This is a genomic window from Bacillus gaemokensis, from assembly GCF_001590835.1.
GTDB lineage: Bacteria > Bacillota > Bacilli > Bacillales > Bacillaceae_G > Bacillus_A > Bacillus_A gaemokensis.
On sequence record NZ_LTAQ01000070.1, the window covers coordinates 1 to 15951 of the forward strand.

Sequence of the window (15951 nt, forward strand, 5' to 3'; positions counted from 1 at the left end):
GCCAATTTTTCAGCTTTAGAATATTTCATTCGAGCCATAAAAAATACTCCCCTTAGATAAGCAGATTTTTATATTTTATCTGTCTACCTAATGGGGAGCATATCATCTTTTTTCAAAATGGATTCTTTTTCGTTCACACTAAATAAGGATTTGTAAAAAAATTCTGATCAAACTTTATTTCAAAGTTACAAAAAACAGAGGTTCTTTTTTGAAGGATCAAAAGATTAATTTCACGCACCGTATTTTAAAAATAATACAAAAACTCAAAATGCAAACTAAAAAAATTGATACAACACACTTTTTCTTAATTTCATATACCGAATTGTTTTTTAATATAAATACTTCATGAAAGCAAGCAAAAAGGCACGTTGTCAATATTAGCACCTATATTCATACTAATATTGATATTGATACATTGAAAATTACATAATAAATATTATTTCTAGAATGAACGAGCATGATAGCAAAAAAACACGAATCCATTCAAGCAATACACAAAAAAAACTAATAAAATAAAAAATTATGACTTTTAATCCGTTTACAAAATTAGGAACCCATGATAACATATTAAAAAATTACATGCGATGAAGAGAAGAGTAAATAAAATGAATTCTTCACAGAGAGCTCCAGTAGCTGAAAAGGAGTAAGAATTCTTTATTGAACCAAGCCTCTGAGTATTACATCGGAACCTTTAAAAAGGGGGTGGTGTAACGGGAGCTCCCGTTATTGAGCTAAGGTATAAGCATTTCTAAAATGCCGTACCTGATAAGATTAATATGGTGACATATTAATAAACTGGGGTGGCACCGCGATGATAAATCTCGCCCCCAAGACTTTAAAGTCTTGGGGGTGGGATTTTTTTTATTGGACAAAATGAAAATAGCTAAAAATTCTTTATTAGAAGGGAGCTAGTGAAAATGAAAAAAACATTAGAATCATGGAAATATCCAGCACTTTTATTGTCCGGAATCGGTATTGCTAATCTTGGTGCATGGATATATTTAATCGTATTGAATCTTATAGTCTACAATATGGGGGGATCACCTTTAGCCGTAGCTGCCTTATACGTCATTAGACCATTAGCTACTTTATTTACAAATGCTTGGACGGGAAGTATGATAGATCGTTTAAATAAACGTAAGTTAATGATTCATCTTGATATATATCGCGCATTATTCATCGCTGTTTTACCATTCCTTTCATCTATTTGGCTTATTTATTTGATGGTTTTCTTTATAAGTATGGCTAGCGCTATATATGAGCCAACAGCTATGACGTATATGACAAAGCTAATTCCCCCAGAGCAAAGACAACGTTTTAATTCACTTCGTAGCTTAATAATCTCCGGGGCATTTCTAATTGGACCTGCAATAGCAGGTATACTTTTAATCATTAGTACACCTGGATTTGCTATATACATGAATGCTATTGCATTGTTTGTATCTGGAATGATTACGCTACTTATGCCGAATCTTGAAAAAGAAACTTTTTCAAATACATCCAATAACAAACTATCTCTTACATTATTGAAAAAAGATTGGATTACAGTTTTACATTTTAGTAGACAATATGTATATATCGTATTAATTTACTTTTTATTTCATGGAATGATGGTATTTACCGCAGCAATGGATTCACTTGAATTATCTTTCTCTAAAGAAATTCTATTGTTATCAGATAGTCAATATGGATTTCTAGTAAGCATTGCTGGGACTGGTATTATTGTCGGAGCTATAATAAATACCATTTTCACAAAGAAATTAGCGACTTCTTTTTTAATTGGTATAGGATCATTATTCATTTCAATTGGGTATATAATTTATGCTTTTTCAAATTATTTTTTAATAGCAGCTATTGGCTTCTTCATTCTTTCTTTTGCGATGGCTTTTGCAAATACAGGCTTTTATACATTTTATCAAAACAATGTACCGGTAGATATGATGGGGAGGATTGGAAGTATGTATGAATTACTTAAAGCAATCCTCACGATTCTTACAACCATTGTTTTTGGAGTTGCTACAAAATTCATTTCTATTCAAGTCGTAGTGATTGCTGGGGCATTTGTAATGTTATTTATAACCATTGTTTTATGCGTGCTAAATGTATTACCATCGAAGACAAAACTTTATTCGTCGCATCCATTAAGTTCTAAAGAAATTTGAAATAGGGAGGGAGTTATCATTTAAATATTGAAGATATTAACGAAAAAAACTACTTAAAAACGAGGTATGATTTCATGATAAAAACAAAAAAAGAAATTGATAAGGTTGTAAAAGAAATCACTGATAAGATAGATTTTTCAGGAGTTGTATTAATGAAAGATGAGGGAGAGGTGTTTCTTGACTCAGCGTTTGGTCATGCAAATAGAGCGGAAAAACTACCTAATACTGTTCAAACAAGATTTGGAATCGCTTCAGGATCTAAACTGTTTACGGCTATTGGGATTTGCCAACTGGTTGAAAAGGGTATGGTATCTTTTGATACGAAACTGATAGATTGTTTAGATATACATTTTCCTAACTTTCACAAAGATATAACAATCCACCATCTTTTAACGCATAGCTCTGGAATACCGGACTATTTTGATGAAAGTGTTATGGATAATTTTGAAGACCTTTGGAAGCAAACACCTATGTATCTATTAAAAACTTTAAGTGACTTTTTACCTTTATTTCAAGATGATAGAATGATGTTTACACCGGGAGAAAAATTCCATTATAATAATGCAGGATTTATCGTATTAGGGTTAATTATAGAAAAACAAACAGGTCTTGAATTCACTGAATATATCGAAAAATATATATTCAAAGAAATTAATATGAAAGATTCAGGTTATTTTTCTTTTGATAATCTCCCTCAAAATACCGCTTTTGGATATATAGAAGATAAGGGAAATCAAAGTTGGAAAACAAATATGTACTCTTTGCCTATTAAAGGTGGGGCTGATGGTGGAGCATTCGTTACAGCACAAGATATGATGAACCTATGGGAGGGACTATTCGACCATAAACTATTAAGCAAAAAGTATACAGATATCCTATTAACCCCTCATATACTTGTAAAAGAAAATCACTCTTATGGATACGGGATATGGATCGAGACACGAAACAAAGATGTCTTTAAATACCATGTTATGGGATATGATCCTGGTGTAAGCTTTCGTTCAACAGTTTATCCTAAATCAGGAATCGAATTGGTAATTATTTCAAATAAAGGATTTGGTCCAGAAAAAATGATAAAAGGGCTAGAAGAAATACTGTAAGTGCATTTTAGAAAAGTTCGCATTAGATTTGGAAGGGATTTATGAAAGATTATGAAACAAAAAGAATAAAAAATCTATTTGATCTTGATATAATCCATTTAATAGAAGAGAGCAAAGAAGAGGGGGGCGGTTTCTTGGAAGGTTAGTTAATGATTATCGAAATGGTACAAATAGTTTTAATAAGCCAGAAGAATCTTTATATGGTGTCTTTAATAAAGAAGGTGTCCTAATTGCGCTTGGTGGATTGAATATAGATCCTTTTTCAAGCGAACAAGAAATCGGACGATTAAGAAGATTTTATGTGTCTAGAGATTATCGAAGAAAAGGCATCGGTAAACTTCTGTTAGCTGTTCGTTCAATTGAAGAAGTAAAAGTATCTTATGAGTTTCAAAAGAATGCTAATTACATGTTAACCATTAAACTTAAGTAATGTTGCAAAAAGAAGCCTATGTTTATTTTCTTAGGTTTCTTTTTATTTTTTAGCTTGATAACAATGTGGTACTATCCCATGATTTATTTAATCATGAAATTCATTAATTATTTGGTCTTACAGCATCGGTAGTGTTCTGAGAGGAATTCATATATGTTTTTCAAACTAACAATATATTTACATCAGAGCCAAATGAGAGTTATTGAAGGTTATTGATGATATCAAAGGAGCGGAAAAAAGAATAACAGTAAGTAGACATTAGAAAATACGATTAAATATAAGTGAGATTGGTTAGGATAATTTAGTATCTTAAGATTCTTTATTTATTTCAATTTAAAGGAGAGACGATCATGCTGCGAAGAAGTCCACGAATAAAATCAAAAAACCGGTCGCTCTTATCTCAAAAAAAGGAGATTCCTAAATATTCTCAAGCTATTTCTTCGAATTTAGAAAAAAATCTTCATTTTTTTCAAATGATTTTTACTGATTGTTCAGATGTGGTTTTCCGTTCCTTTTTAATTGGAGACCAAATTGATGCTGTTCTCATTTATATTGAAGGTTTATCGGATCTTGAAGAAATGGATAATAATCTCCTATCTCCTTTAATGCAGGAGATAACAGAACAAAAAGACGTTATAAATCAATTAAAGAAAAGTAAGATTGCGGTGGCCAATGTACAGGAAATCGATGAAGTTCATGAAGGGATAGATTCGATTTTGCAAGGAAATCCTCTTCTTTTAATGGAGGGAGAGGAGCAGGCTCTTTCTTTAGGGTTGTCCAAATGGGAGAAACGATCAATCGAAGAACCCGTTGCAGAAGGTGTGATCCAAGGGCCAAGAACTGGTTTTGTGGAGACTTTAAGAATCAATACGTCTCTTTTGCGTAGAAAAATTAAAAGTCCAGATTTGAAATTCAAATCAATGAAAATCGGTCGCTATACGCAAACAGATGTAGCGATTGCTTACATCGAAGGACTTGTCGATCAAAGGCTGCTTGAAGAGGTTCAAAATCGGTTGCAACGAATCGATCTGGATGGAGTATTGGAAAGCGGATATATCGAAGAGTTGATTGAGGACAATTCTTTTTCGCCATTTCCTCAAATCATCAATACAGAACGACCAGATGTTGCGGCTGCAAGTCTTCTGGAGGGAAGAGTAGCCGTCATAATAGATGAGACACCTTTTGTTTTAGTTTTGCCTGTGACGTTTTTTTCATTGCTTCAGGCTCCAGAGGACTATTATCAACGATTTCTTATAAGTACTTGTATTCGATGGATGCGCTATTTATTTCTTGGGGTTTCTCTTCTGGGTCCTTCCGTATATGTAGCCATCATGACGTTTCATCAAGAAATGGTTCCAAGCACGTTGTTAATTAGCATTGTCGCATCACGAGAGCCTGTTCCTTTTCCAACGGTAGTAGAAGCCCTTATCATGGAGCTTACATTCGAAGCATTACGTGAGGCAGGAGTCAGGCTTCCTAAACAAGTTGGGGCTGCTGTTAGTATTGTGGGGGCCTTAGTAATTGGTGAAGCTGCTGTCCAAGCTGGGTTGGTTTCCGAAATTATGGTCATCGTGGTGGCTATCACCGGTATCTCTTCCTTCATGATTCCGCGTTATGTTCAAGGAACAGCATTTAGGATGCTTCGTTTTCCTCTAATGTTCGCTGCTGGAACGCTTGGATTACTTGGAGTCATGTTCGGGATAATTGCAATTAGTATCCATTTGTGTTGCTTACGATCTTTTGGAACTCCCTATCTGAGTCCGATTGCTCCCACCAAAGGGCGCGATTTGAAAGACGTATTATTCCGGGCACCTTGGTGGATGTTGAATACTCGTCCCCATTTAACAGGAGAGTATGATTCAGACCGGCAATCTCCCAGTCAGAAGCCTGCTCCCTCAAAAGGAGGTGAATAAACATGTTGGAGAAAGGAAAGATTTCCGCCATTCAGATGGGGCTCATAGCGTATCCTATGATTTTGGGAACCTCTATTCTGGCCGTTCCTACGATTATGGGGAGAGAGGCAGAACGAGATATGTGGATCTCCCCTATTTTTGCTTCATCCATGGGCTTTCTTTCAGTATATCTTGCCTACCGGCTTAACAAGATCTATCCCGACGAAACGTTTATTCAATACAGCGAACAAATTCTAGGAAGCCTGCTCGGAAAGATTCTTGGTTTTTTTTACCTATTTTTTTTGCTGGAGAATATCGGTAATTTCCTACGGCAATATGCGGAGTTCACAGTGGGTGCTTTTCTTCCGCAAACACCGCGTATTGTCATAATATCCTGTCTTACCTTGCTTTGTGCCTTTGTGGTTCATGGGGGGATAGAAGTATTGGGTAGACTGGCTCAACTTTATCTCCCACTATTTATTGTTCCTTTATTCATTATGGTGCTTCTTCTTCTGCGGGACTTTGAGATCCGAAATATGTTTCCCATCATGATGCATGGGATCAAGCCTTCTATATCGGGAGCGATGATCCCAGGATTAGCTTGGTTTACCGAATTCTTCGTTATTGCTTTTTTATTACCCTTCTTAACAAATCGGGAGAAAGGAAAGAAATGGGGCATGATCTCCGTTTTGGCCGTTACACTCACGATGGTAGTAATCAATCTGACAGTCCTTTTCTTATTTGGAGGAATGATGACTAGCAGCTACCTTTATCCGGTGTTTGAGGCAGCTCGGTATATACGCATTGGCGATTTTTTTGAACACCTAGAAGCCTTTATTATGGTGGTTTGGGTGGCGGGGATTTTCCTTAAAATATCAGTTTTCTATTATGCTCTTTCGTTAGGTACTGCTCAATGGTTAAAATTGTCTGACTATCGTCCTGTTGTCTTTCCATACGGTTTGCTTATGATCGTGTTCGGTATATGGGCACATCCTAATATACCGGAAATGACGCAGTTTTATAAAACGGCGAGTCCGTTATATAAACCGCTTTTCCTCATTGTAATTCCATTATGCCTCCTGTTTCTGGCTATGATTCGGAAGAAACATAATACAAAGAAGGGAGAGCGACAACAGTGAAATGTTATGTCTCGATTAACAGAAAAAATGCGCCCTTAGTTCCTCTTTTTTTTACATGTTTTCTTCTACTCACGGGTTGTTGGGATCGAGTAGAAACGAATGAGATGGCAATGGTATTAACAATGGCCATTGATAAAAGCAAAGATCAGCTTAAAGTGTCGGTTCAGATTTTGATTCCTCAAGGGGAGAAGAGTGGCCAACATGGAGCTGGTGGAGAGAATAAAACGACAATAGTGAGAACTGCATTGGGGAAAAGTATTACGGATGCTATGTCGAAAATTCAAGCAAAAACCACTCGTTTGCTCTTCTGGGGACAATGTAGAGTTTATATTTTTGGGGAGCAGCTTGCGAAAGAGGGTCTTCATGATGAAATAGACTTTCTTATACGCCACCCAGAACCACGGAATCGCTCATATTTATTTGTCAGTGAAGGGGAAGCAGCGCATCTTTTAACACTTCAGTCTCCTCTTGAGGGATACATAGGGCAATCCTTACGGAAACTTGCGGATGAACGGATGAATGCAGTTATTACTTTAAAAGATTTTCAACAAATGATTACGGGGGAGGCAGGTGGAGCTATTCTTCCTTACATTAAAACTAAAAATTTAGAACAGGTTGAAGAAAAAGAAACACTTGGCCCGATTCTTGAAACATCCATTTTTAAGAGAGACAAAATGATTGGGAAAATTGATCAAAAAATGACAAAAGGGGTCCTTTGGTTAAGAGATGAAATTCACGAAGCGGTTGTGGGAGTGAAACCTCAAAATGGAAGAGGGATTATAACAGTGGAACTCATTCAAGCACATACAGATATAGTTCCTAAAATTGAAAATAATAAATGGCAGATAACAGCGAATATTAAAACTGAAGGAAGTATTGTGGAGAATGCTACTGCTTTGGATGTTATGAAACCGGAAATAAATAAAATGCTTCAAAAAAAATTGGCAAAGGTTATCCAACAGCGGATCACTCAGACTTTAGAAGAGGTACAAAAAGGAATGAAGGCGGATGTTTTTCATTTTGCAGAAGCCTTTGAACGAAAATATCCGGAAAAATGGGATAAAGTGAAGGATCGGTGGAATAAGGTCTTTCCGCAAGTAGAGGTTGAATTAGATATTAAAATTCATGTGCGGAGGCCAGGAGTAGGCACGAGACCTGCAGGTTTGCCTAAACAAGAGGAGGGAAAGAAATGAAGATAGGGCCAACTGTTGCTATTACGTTCTTAGTGTGTCTTATGATTCTCTATCAGTGGCCCAACATGAATCATTATCCAAAAAAGGATAAATTCGTTTTTATTTCTTTGACAGCGATTGGATGGATTCTGGCTATACTGCTCAATCACTTTCCAGATATGCCAGGTCCTAATAAAATGATTCAAGTTATTTTCGAACCGTTTGAGAAGATGCTACCAAAATAAGAAAAGGCAATTCATTATTAAGGCTTTTCCATAGATTTTCTACAATGTATGTTGTATAGCCACCTATATTTTGATATTACTCAACATATAGGCGGCTATTCGAATTAATTTCAATTCGGGAGCTGGATAGCAATCGAACCAAACATACTTATAAGTATTAGTGGACATTAAAAATATATATAATGAATTCCGGAACAAAATAAATCGTATTAATATGATTCTTATATAATGAAAAAATGGGTTGGTAGCTAATTAATTGTAGAGAGATAAAATTTTTGTTTTGGGGATATTTCTTTTGTTAGCTTGATAGCGATGTACGTGCTACCCAAATATATATGATAAATCATAAAAGTCAGGTGGTTATAAAAACTACCTGACTTTTAATACGTTTATTCTCCCCAATATTCATGAATGATTCTTTGAACATGAACTTGTTGGAGAGTTGTTGATCGGTTTGCAGAAATTACTTTGTGCCTCTGTTTTTTATTTACTAATGCTGGTTGATTGTTCACTAGGTCAGGAAAAATTCCAAAAATGATATTGTGCTACTACATAGGCTTTCGTACTAAATGGGGTGTGCTGCGAATAGGCTAATAAAAGAGTATAAGCAAGGGGGTGTGGAATGAAACAATATCACATCATTGGAAAAAGCGTCAAACGAAAAGAAAGTGCTGATAAGGTAACGGGAAGAGTGAAGTATGTGAATGATGAGATAGAGGTTGGCACTTTATATGCAAAACTTTTAACGAGTGTATATGCTCATGCTTTTATTGAAAGCATTGATATAAGGAGAGCTAAGAAAATACCTGGTGTTCATGCTGTGATAACAGGAGCAGATTATCCTATTCTTGTCGGCTCTAGTATTGTAGATCGTCCTATCTTAGCCTATGAGAAAGTACGGTATTTTGGTGAACCTATTGCACTTGTTGTAGCAGATAGTGAAGCGATTGCTAAACAAGCAGTAACGCAAATACGTGTTACATATAAGAAACTCCCTGTGGTCCATGCCCCGCTGCAAGCTTATTTAGAAAGGGATATTCTCGTACATGAAAATGTAGAACAATATGAATTAGAAGAAGCAGTATATCCTGAAGCACATACAAACATTGCAAATAGAACGAAAATTCGTAAGGGTGATATTCGAGAAGGATTTGCAAATAGTGAAATCGTCGTCGAGGAAACGTTTTCCTTCAGGCAATCTGATCATACTGCAATGGAAACGCGATGTGCGAAGGTAGAAATTAAGCCAGATGGAGAGGTTATTGTTTATTCTACTTCGCAAGCTCCTTTTGAAATTAAAAGATCGCTCAGTACAGCGTTTCAAATTGATGAGGAAAAAATAATTGTGCATGTTCCTTTAGTTGGGGGAGCGTATGGTGGAAAGACAGCGGTACAACTTGAGTATTTAGCTTACCTTGCTTCAAAAGCGGTCGGTGGAAGGCGTGTTATCATTCGAAATAGTAGAGAAGAAGATTTTGTAACATCGCCTGTTCATATTGGTTTACAGGCTAAAGTAAAGCTTGGATGTACAAAGAATGGAAAGTTACAAGCTGCAGAGATTTTTTATTTATTTGATGGTGGTGCTTATGCTGATCGAGCGGTGACAATGAGTAAGGCAGCTGGATTAGACTGTACAGGTCCATATGCAATTCAGCATGTATCGTGTGATTCGCTCTGTATGTACACGAATCATCCATATGCGACATCGTTTCGAGGATTTGGTCATGCTGAGTATACATTTGTAATTGAAAGAATGATAGATATATTGGCAAATAAAGTAGACATATGTCCGCTGGAGTTTCGTATAAAAAATGCAATTGAATTAGGAGATACAACACCGACACAAGTATTGGTCACTAAAAGTAATACAGGGGATATTAAGGCGTGCCTACAAAAGTTGAAGTCGCTTATTAGTTGGGAAGAGAGTAATCGAATTGTTTTACCAAATGGAAGGATACGAGCCAAAGGAATTAGTTGCTTTTGGAAAAATTCAAATACACCAAATAATGCTGGAGCGGGTGCGACTTTAACCTTTAATAATGATGGGAGTGCAAATATTAATTGTGGTGCTGTTGAAATTGGGCAAGGAACGAAAACGATTTTGACGCAAATGGTTGCAGAAAAAATGAATATGAGTGTTAAAGATGTATCTGTCATGATGGAAGTCAATACACAAGTAGCGCCGAAACATTGGAAAACAGCTGCTAGTCGAACGACGCACCTTGTTGGAAATGCAGTTGTAAAAGCGGCTGAAGATGCAATGAAGCAGTTACTGGATACGGCTGCTCATTTACTTGGAACATCAGCACATGAGTTAGCAATTGCGAACAAGACTGTATATGTGAAAACAAATCCAGATATTTATGTGCCCTTTTCAAAAATTGTTTTTGGATATGTTGATTCGAGTGGAAAGGTAGTTGGATCACAAGTAATCGGAAGAGGTACTTATGTCTTTGAAGGGATTACAAAGATTGATTATGAAACAGGAAAAGGACAACAAGGACCGGAATGGGGAGTGGGAGCACAAGCGATTGAGGTTGAATTTGATCCACAGACGTATACATATAAATTAATTAAAGCAATAACTGTTGCAGATGCAGGAAGGATTTTAAATAGAAAAGGAGCAGAAACACAAATTATAGGGGCTATGAGTATGGGATTAAGTTTTGCGACGAGAGAAACGTTTCATTACGACTCGTATGGAAGAGTTCTTAATGATCAGTTTCGTTCTTATAAAGTGATACATTATGGTCAACACCCCAAATATATAGCTGAATTTGTGGAGGTACCGCATGACCAAGCTGCATTTGGTTCAAGAGGACTTGGAGAGCATGGAATTATCGGTATGCCAGCTGCTTTAGCGAATGCTTTATCAATTGCAGCTATTATTTCACTTCGTCAATTACCACTCACTCCTGAATTGATTTGGAAAGTAAAACAAGAGGAGGAGAATGGTGTGTATGATACCATTTGACTTTGAATATTATCGTCCGTGTTCCATTAAAGAAGCAATTCAGTTATTTCATCAATTGGATGAAGAGGGGAAAAGCCCCCTTTATTATGGGGGTGGCACTGAAATTATTACAATGGGTCGCTTACAGCAAATCGTTACGAAAGCGGTGATTGATTTAAAGGATATTCCTGAATGCAATGTTTGTGCATGGAATGATCGTAAGCTTACCCTTGGAGCTACATTAACATTAACAGAAGTTCAAGATGCAAAAGTATTTCCTCTTCTTGGAGAGACCGCTGAAAGAGCAGCAGATCACACAGCAAGAAATAAAATTACACTTGGTGGAAATATTGCAGGAAAAATTATATATAGAGAAGCAGTGCTTCCTTTTTTACTAGCTGATAGTATATTTGTTATTGCAGGAAGAGAAGGTGTAAAGCATATCCCGGCTCAGAAAGCGTTTATTGAGAAGTTACAATTGCAAAAAGGTGAGTTTCTTATACAAATTATAACAGATCAAAAATATGTGGAATTTCCTTATTATAGCGTAAAAAAAAGACAATTAGAGAAAATTGATTACCCGCTTGTAACAGTTTCTGCGCTAAAAAGTGATGATAGCATTCGAATAGCATTTAGTGGATTGTGTGCATTTCCATTTCGATCGCTCACCATGGAAGCAGCGTTAAATGATTGGGATGTTCCTGTAGAGAAGCGAATTGAACGCGCTCTTCTTCATATTCCTGCACTTATATTAGATGATATACGAGGCTCACGTGCTTATCGTATTTTTGTTTTGAAACATGTGCTTTACGATGTACTGATAAAGCTTGAAGGAGTGAGAGAATAATGGGAAAGGGACAATTTATTCTTCAAGTGAATGGGGAGGACAGAGAAGTAATTGTCAGAATGGCGGATACGCTATTATATACATTGCGGCATCAACTCGATTTAACAGGAGCCAAGCCGGGATGTGAAAATGGTGATTGTGGCGCTTGTACAGTTCTTGTTGATGGGATACCGATTAAGTCTTGTATTATGTTAGCTGTGGAAGCAATTGGAAAGCAGATTATAACGATTGAAGGTTTACGAGAAACGCCTATTCAACAAGCTTTTGAAGAAAAATGGGCTTTCCAGTGTGGGTATTGTACGCCTGGGTTTATTATGAATTGTCATGCGCTCGTCACACAAAAAATGGATGTGAATGATGCAGTTATTGAAGAATGGTTAAGTTCTAATATTTGCCGGTGTACAAGTTACCAAGAGATTGAAGAAGCTGTGAAATCTGTCTTACAACAGGAGCGAGAGAATTAATTATGACTTCTGTTCATACTGTACTAGAAGTATTACTATCTTGTGAACAACGCTGTGCCTTAGCAACAATTATTCATGTGGAAGGCTCCGCATATTGCAAAGAAGGAACAATCATGCTTTTTTGTGAAGATGGAACAAAGGTTGGAATGTTAAGTGCGGGTTGTTTAGAAGAAGAGGTGTCTTTTTATGCGGCAGAAGTAATAGCGAATCAAACCTGGTCTATTCATCAGTTTAATACAAAAGCGGAAGATGATTTATCTTGGGGGATGGGATGCAACGGTATCGTTCATATATTAGTCGAACATATAGATGATGAGTACAAAGCTTTTTTACAAACACTATATACGTATCTCAAGAAAGGCATTTCTGTTCGGATGATAAAAGATCTTTCTTTGCTACAAACTTTATTTATATGTGAGAACGGTGATACGTTTGGGAATGCTGAGGCTCCATTTTCACCTCTTTCTTTACATGATTTACATGATCAATGGTATTATCAACATTTCATGCCAAAGCCACGTCTTTTTATTTTTGGAGCAGGAGAGGACGCAAAACCACTCGTTCGGTTTGCGAAAGAAGTAAACTTTTTCGTAACAGTTTGTGATTGGCGTGAATCATTATGTAATACTTTAAATTTCCCGAGTGCAGATACTTGTATGATTGGGTTTCCGAAAGAGATTGTACCGCGACTTCTATTACGAGAAGAAGATTTTGTTGTGATTATGACTCATCATTTTCAGCGCGACCAACAATTGATTGAGCTTTTATGTGAACAATGCGTTCGCTATATTGGTATCTTAGGTCCACGCCATCGTACTGCACGTCTATTAGAAGGAAAAACAATATCAAAACCTCTTCGCTCTCCGGTAGGACTTACAATTGGAGCAAAAGGTCCAACAGAAATTGCGATTAGTATAATAGCTGAAATCATTCAAGAATTAAGGGGGAAGTAAAATAAAGATTGCTGGGATATATTTAGCTGCTGGAAACAGTCGGAGGATGGGTCCAGGAATACATAAACTGTACCTTCCATTACAAGGGAAACCACTTGGGAACATAGCGTTACAAGCAGCAATTTCTTCATGGCTCACACATATTATTGTGGTTACGAATGAACCTACCTGGATGTTAGAAAGAATGTGCCACGAAAATGTGCACATTCTTTCTTGTCCAAATTCTTATAGAGGACAGTCATACTCTCTTCAATGCGGTATTGAGAAGGTGAAACGGATGCATGTAGATGGAGTCGTTGTTCTTTTGGCTGATCAACCATTTGTGACAGCTGAATTTATTAATAAAATGATAAGTTGCTGTGAGCAAAATGAAAACATTCATTTTGTAGCAGCTAGTTATAGAGGGATAAGACAACCGCCTGTTTTATTTACAGAAAAGGTGTTTCCGCTTTTTCAAGCATTAAAAGGAGATGAAGGGGCACGTGCAATTTTTACGCAGCCTACAATAAATGGAATTTCATTGTTGTCTGAAAGCGAGAGAATGTTTTTTGATGTAGATACATGGGAAAAATATCAGCAGGTAAAACAAGAATATGCGGATTGATAAGGAAGAATTTATCCCGCATTAAAGAGGATTAGGCCCCAACCTCAAAATCATGAGAGAGCTGAAGACTTTAGGTGGGGGGATAAAGCCCCCGCTGATGGAAGTTTCACTTTATTTCTCCGAAGTTGAATATTTCCTTTATAAGTGTAAATATGACGAGCAGAATCATTTAAAAATGATTCTTTTTTATGATCTCGGAAATGGTAATACCTCCTACTTCTTTACCATAGTTTGCGTGTTAATTAGTAATACGATTTGTTGTCTCTACCTGAAAACAGGTTTTGTTCAAAAGGATTAGCAATTTTAAAAGAATTATCTTGTGATTTTTAATTTTTAGCGAGGGTCCCTTTAAGAATAAAATCAGAAAAAGAGGTTACAAATAAAATGTAATAGTAAGGCATACGTAATCTATATCAACTAAAAAAGTATCCATAAGACTATAATGTTTTAGTTATCAGAGAAAATGAATTTGAGGTGGTTTGATGAGGAACAAGCATAAACAAACTATAACTACAACAAGTGAATCTATTCAAAGTGTAATTAAATCATTTAAAGAATCTGGTGATTTTATTCAATTTCATTATCCACAAACGCCTCAATCTTTTGTAATTTCTTATTTTACAACTCTTGTTGATTCGGAGATATTACATCGGGATATTTTGCCCTTTTTAAATAAATCAACATACTCTTCTTTGAAAGAACTATCGGATGCACTACCTATCGAAGAGATAATAATTACTAGAAATTTGGAGCAAATTAAATCTAAATTACTGACTGGCTGTATAATCATCCAATTTAATCAGGAGGATGAAACATGTGCACTAATCCGAGCAGGAGCGAATCAGGCACGCTCTATCACAATACCAGAAGAAGAATTTAGTGTAACTGGTCCTAAAGAATCTTTTGTTGAAACATTAGAAACCAATTTGTATTTAGTTCGTAAACGATTACCAACCCCACAGTTACAAATCAAAGAGCTTTCAGTCGGAACACTTTCCAAAACTAAAATTGCTGTTCTTTACATAGAAGGTGTTGCAAATGAAGAAAATGTACATACTGTTTTGCAACGTATTAGTGATATTCAATATCATCAAATTCTTGATAGTTCGTATATCGAAGGAATGATTTCTGACAATAATAATTCCGTATTTCCTCAATTACTTAATACAGAGCGACCTGACCATGCAGCTGGCGTCCTTGGAGAGGGGAAAATCGTTGTATTAGTAGATGGTTCTCCTCATGCTCTTGTTGGACCATCCACGCTAGTTGAATTTTTTTCCGCGTTTGAAGACTACTTTATTAACTGGCAAGTCGCCTCTTTTTTTCGGATTATTCGGTTTTTCGGCGTACTTTTTTCTATTTTGGCGACACCTATATATGTAGCCGTTTTAAGCCATCATTATTTGATCGTTCCAACGGATTTAATAAGCACCTTAGTTATTTCGAGAAGTACCATTCCACTACTACCCATTTCAGAAGCTATTATTTTAGAGTTGACTATTGATATTCTTAGAGAAGCTGGGGCAAGACTACCTGTAAAAGTGGGACAAACTATTGGTATTGTAGGGGGGATTGTTATTGGAACAGCATCTGTTGAAGCTGGGATAACTAGTAATGCCCTTCTTATTATTATTGCGCTGTCTGCATTAGCTTCATTTACAACACCTGTTTATAAAATGGGGATTGCCATTCGTTTAATTCGTTATCCATTCCTTTTTTTTGCAGGATTATGGGGATTATTAGGAATTGTGATGGTCTCTATTTTTTTTATGGTTCATTTGTTACGTTTAACATCCCTTGGAAGACCGTATTTAGAGCCGATTTATCCTTTTCGTTTTCATGAGTTAAAGGATGCTTTGATTCGCTTACCTTTATCAGATCACACAAACAGATCTGTAGAGCTAAAATCGTCAGATAGTGTACGATTTTCACACAAAAATGCTAAACCAAAGGAAGATTTTGATGAATAATCAGGAGGATTGCGGTTGTA

General features: G+C 36.3%; 13 protein-coding genes, 1 pseudogene and 1 other annotated feature. All 14 genes and pseudogenes read left to right on the top strand.

The features are described 5' to 3' along the window. Positions 1 to 575: 575 nt before the first annotated feature. Positions 576 to 832, top strand: a binding site (T-box leader). Between the two features lie 85 nt (positions 833 to 917). The 14 genes and pseudogenes from AZF08_RS27210 (at position 918) to AZF08_RS27270 (ending at position 15931) form a co-directional block, all read left to right on the top strand. After that, the gene (locus AZF08_RS27210; protein WP_033675655.1) at positions 918 to 2162 is read left to right on the top strand and encodes an MFS transporter; all 1245 of its coding nucleotides are present in this window, start codon (positions 918 to 920) and stop codon (positions 2160 to 2162) included. Positions 2163 to 2236: 74 nt separating this feature from the next. Then, positions 2237 to 3262, top strand: a complete 1026-nt coding sequence (locus AZF08_RS27215) for a serine hydrolase domain-containing protein (RefSeq protein WP_033675652.1) — start codon at positions 2237 to 2239, stop codon at positions 3260 to 3262. 229 nt (positions 3263 to 3491) lie between these two features. Further along, positions 3492 to 3554, top strand: a pseudogene (locus tag AZF08_RS32310) (GNAT family N-acetyltransferase); the annotation flags it as partial. A gap of 9 nt (positions 3555 to 3563) precedes the next feature. Beyond that, complete coding sequence (locus AZF08_RS32315) at positions 3564 to 3692, top strand: hypothetical protein (protein ID WP_338059092.1); 129 nt, start codon at positions 3564 to 3566, stop codon at positions 3690 to 3692. Positions 3693 to 4042: 350 nt separating this feature from the next. Continuing rightward, positions 4043 to 5605 carry a spore germination protein gene (locus tag AZF08_RS27220; RefSeq protein ID WP_033675651.1) on the top strand — a complete coding sequence of 521 codons (1563 nt, stop codon included), beginning with the start codon at positions 4043 to 4045 and terminating at the stop codon, positions 5603 to 5605. A gap of 2 nt (positions 5606 to 5607) precedes the next feature. Beyond that, a complete protein-coding gene (locus AZF08_RS27225) occupies positions 5608 to 6723 on the top strand; it encodes a GerAB/ArcD/ProY family transporter (RefSeq protein WP_200875224.1) in 1116 nt (371 codons plus the stop codon). Beyond that, positions 6720 to 7916, top strand: a complete 1197-nt coding sequence (locus tag AZF08_RS27230) for a Ger(x)C family spore germination protein (RefSeq protein ID WP_033675649.1) — start codon at positions 6720 to 6722, stop codon at positions 7914 to 7916. Before AZF08_RS27225 ends, AZF08_RS27230 begins: the two co-directional genes overlap by 4 nt. Further along, positions 7913 to 8140 (top strand): hypothetical protein, encoded by a 228-nt coding sequence (locus AZF08_RS27235; RefSeq protein ID WP_033675648.1) that lies wholly within the window; start codon positions 7913 to 7915, stop codon positions 8138 to 8140. Before AZF08_RS27230 ends, AZF08_RS27235 begins: the two co-directional genes overlap by 4 nt. 622 nt (positions 8141 to 8762) lie before the next feature. Then, the gene (locus AZF08_RS27240) at positions 8763 to 11114 is read left to right on the top strand and encodes a xanthine dehydrogenase family protein molybdopterin-binding subunit (protein ID WP_033675646.1); all 2352 of its coding nucleotides are present in this window, start codon (positions 8763 to 8765) and stop codon (positions 11112 to 11114) included. Beyond that, positions 11101 to 11940: an FAD binding domain-containing protein gene (locus AZF08_RS27245; RefSeq protein ID WP_033675645.1), complete on the top strand. Its 840-nt coding sequence runs from the start codon at positions 11101 to 11103 to the stop codon at positions 11938 to 11940. The genes AZF08_RS27240 and AZF08_RS27245 overlap by 14 nt, the downstream gene beginning before the upstream one ends. Further along, on the top strand, positions 11940 to 12404 hold the full coding sequence (locus tag AZF08_RS27250; protein ID WP_033675643.1) for a (2Fe-2S)-binding protein: 465 nt from the start codon (positions 11940 to 11942) through the stop codon (positions 12402 to 12404). The genes AZF08_RS27245 and AZF08_RS27250 overlap by 1 nt, the downstream gene beginning before the upstream one ends. A gap of 2 nt (positions 12405 to 12406) precedes the next feature. Beyond that, positions 12407 to 13357: an XdhC family protein gene (locus tag AZF08_RS27255; protein ID WP_033675641.1), complete on the top strand. Its 951-nt coding sequence runs from the start codon at positions 12407 to 12409 to the stop codon at positions 13355 to 13357. 1 nt (position 13358) lies between these two features. Beyond that, entirely contained in the window at positions 13359 to 13961 is a 603-nt protein-coding gene (locus tag AZF08_RS27260; RefSeq protein WP_082246102.1) for a nucleotidyltransferase family protein, read from the top strand. Positions 13962 to 14443: 482 nt separating this feature from the next. Next, positions 14444 to 15931, top strand: a complete 1488-nt coding sequence (locus tag AZF08_RS27270; RefSeq protein WP_051725811.1) for a spore germination protein — start codon at positions 14444 to 14446, stop codon at positions 15929 to 15931. Positions 15932 to 15951 lie beyond the last annotated feature (20 nt).